Consider the following 262-nt stretch of genomic DNA (forward strand, 5'->3'; position numbering starts at 1 on the left):
CATCAACACGATGGTGGACCAGCTCTCCTCGTTCGCCGCGCAGGTCACCCGGGTGGCCCGGGAGGTCGGCACGGACGGCCGGCTCGGCGGCCAGGCGCAGGTGCCGGGCGTCGCCGGGGTGTGGCGGGATCTGACCGACTCCGTCAACGGCATGGCGGGGAATCTGACCAATCAGGTGCGCAATATCGCGCAGGTCGCCACCGCCGTGGCACGCGGCGATCTCTCGCAGAAGATCGACGTGGACGCCCGGGGCGAGATCCTG

Annotated in this window: 1 protein-coding gene; it reads left to right on the top strand. The window is 70.6% G+C overall.

Translation table 11 applies throughout. From position 1 onward, the window contains the following. A partial coding sequence (locus FF041_RS39145; RefSeq protein ID WP_228388413.1) for a HAMP domain-containing protein occupies positions 1-262 on the top strand: 262 nt, incomplete at both ends.

Origin of the sequence: Streptomyces jumonjinensis (assembly GCF_009600885.1) — a bacterium.
Lineage (GTDB): Bacteria > Actinomycetota > Actinomycetes > Streptomycetales > Streptomycetaceae > Streptomyces > Streptomyces jumonjinensis.